2 protein-coding genes are annotated in these 2,430 nt (G+C 72.1%); one reads left to right on the top strand and one right to left on the bottom strand.

What is annotated here, in order from left to right; translation table 11 throughout:
- A partial coding sequence (locus ACFQ4O_RS16880; protein ID WP_378777441.1) for a hypothetical protein occupies positions 1-207 on the bottom strand: 207 nt, incomplete at its 3' end.
- 135 nt (positions 208-342) lie between these two features.
- Between ACFQ4O_RS16880 and dxs the strand changes: the two genes are divergently transcribed.
- Positions 343-2,259 (top strand): 1-deoxy-D-xylulose-5-phosphate synthase, encoded by a 1,917-nt coding sequence (gene dxs / locus ACFQ4O_RS16875; protein WP_378777439.1) that lies wholly within the window; start codon positions 343-345, stop codon positions 2,257-2,259.
- Positions 2,260-2,430 lie beyond the last annotated feature (171 nt).

Raw genomic sequence — 2,430 nt, 5'->3', positions numbered from 1 at the left:
CGCAACGCGGGCGGCGCGCGGGGACCGACGCGTCTTTCGCGCGGGGCGGCCAGACTCGGACCACGGCGCCCGAAACTGCTTCGGCAGCGAGAACAGCGGGCGGGTCTCCCGCGCCTCCGCGGGCGCGACGCCGGTCACGGGCGCCGCCAGAGCCCCCGCGACCAGCGCGCCGCCAAGCAGGAACGCAAGCCTTCGGCTGGTTTTCATCACATGAAAACTGGGGCGATACGGTCCCGGCGCAAGCCGGCTTTCGGCCAAGACCGTCTTTGGTCGACGTTTGCGCGCGTTACGGCTGTGGTGTAACGCTCGGCTCTTGTTAACCGCGAGGACGCTTCTCCCGCCGTGACCGAAACCTCCGCAACGCCCCTGCTCGACGCCGTTCGCACGCCGGAGGATCTGCGCCGTCTGCCCGAAGACCAGCTCGACCAGTTCGCCGCCGAACTGCGGCGCGAGACGATCGACGCCGTCTCGGTGACGGGCGGTCATCTCGGCGCAGGGCTCGGCGTGGTGGAGCTGACGGTGGCGCTGCACCACGTGTTCGACACGCCGCGCGACCGGCTGATCTGGGACGTGGGCCATCAGGTCTATCCGCACAAGATTCTCACCGGGCGGCGCGACCGCATCCGCACCCTGCGCAAGGGCGGCGGCCTGTCCGGCTTCACCAAGCGGTCCGAAAGCGCGTTCGATCCGTTCGGCGCGGGGCATTCCTCCACCTCCATCTCGGCCGGGCTCGGCATGGCGGTGGCGCGCGACCTGAAGGGCGACGACAACCGGGTGGTCTGCGTCATCGGCGACGGCGCCATGTCGGCAGGGATGGCCTATGAGGCCATGAACAACGCCGGCGCTCTGGGCTCGCGGCTGGTGGTCATCCTCAACGACAACGACATGTCGATCGCGCCGCCGACGGGGGCCATGTCCGCCTATCTGGCGCGCCTCGTGTCCGGGCGCACCTATCTGTCGCTGCGGGAGATCGGCCGGGGCCTCGCCAAGCGCCTGCCGCGCTTCGTGGAGCGCGGCGCCGCCCGGGCCGAGGAATACGCCCGCGGCCTCGCCATGGGCGGCACCCTGTTCGAGGAGCTCGGCTTTTACTATGTCGGCCCGATCGACGGCCACAATCTGGAGCACCTGCTGCCCGTCCTGAAGAACGTGCGGGACGCGGATCAGGGCCCGATCCTGATCCACGTGGTCACCCAGAAGGGCAAGGGCTACGCCCCGGCGGAGGCCTCCGCCGACAAGTATCACGGCGTGTCCGCCTTCGACGTGGTGTCGGGGGCGCAGGCCAAGCCCAAGGCCAACGCGCCCACCTACACCCGCGTGTTCGCCGAGGCGCTGGTGGACGAGGCGCGGCGCGACGAGCGCGTGGTCGCCATCACCGCCGCCATGCCGGGCGGCACCGGGCTCGATCTGTTCGAGCAGGCGTTCCCCTCCCGCACCTTCGACGTCGGCATCGCCGAGCAGCACGCGGTCACCTTCGCCGCCGGACTTGCGGCGGAGGGGCTGAAGCCGTTCTGCGCGCTGTACTCCACCTTCCTGCAGCGCGCCTACGATCAGGTCGTCCACGACGTGGCGATCCAGAACCTGCCGGTGCGCTTCGCCATCGACCGCGCAGGCCTCGTGGGCGCCGATGGCGCGACCCATGCGGGCGCCTATGACGTGGCCTATCTCGGCTGCCTGCCGGACATGGCGATCATGGCGCCGGCCGACGAGGCGGAGCTGGTGCACATGGTGGCGACCGCCGCGGCCTATGACGACGGCCCGATCGCCTTCCGCTACCCGCGCGGCGAGGGCGTCGGCGTGGAGCTTCCGGCGCGCGGCGAGGTTCTCGCTCTCGGTCGGGGCCGGGTGCTGCGCGAAGGCTCCACCGTGGCGCTGCTGTCGCTCGGCACGCGGCTCGCCGCCGCGCTCGAGGCGGCGGAGGAGCTGGCGCTGCTCGGCGTCTCCACCACCGTCGCGGACGCCCGCTTCGCCAAGCCTCTGGACCGCGACCTGATCCTGCGGCTCGCCCGCGGGCACGAGCTGCTGATGATGGTGGAGGAAGGCTCCGGCGGCGGCTTCGGCGCCATGGTGCTCCAGCTTCTCGCGGGCGAGGGCGCGCTCGATCGTGGGCTCAAGGTGCGCACGCTGACCCTGCCGGACCGGTTTCAGGACCACGACAAGCCCGAGGTCCAGCTGGCCGAGGCCGGGCTCGACGGCCGCGCCATCGCGGCGAGCGCGCTTGCGGCGCTCGGCCCCAAGGGCGTCGCCGCTCTCAGGGCCTGACGACGCGCCGCGCTACAGCCGGCGTCACGCCAGCCGCCGCCGCATTCCTGCAAGACTGCGGGCGAACACGGCCGGATCGTCCAGCGCGCGGGCGAGCGTGATCGCGCCCTGGACGCCGGCCACGGTTTCCTCCGCCAGCGCCCGGGCCTCGTCCGGCGCGCGGCCGGCGCG

This window comes from Methylopila musalis, from assembly GCF_042679725.1.
GTDB classification, from domain to species: Bacteria; Pseudomonadota; Alphaproteobacteria; order Rhizobiales; family Methylopilaceae; genus Methylopila; species Methylopila musalis.
The sequence above is the reverse complement of the archived record's forward strand: the minus strand, read 5'-3'. Positions and strand labels throughout refer to the sequence as shown.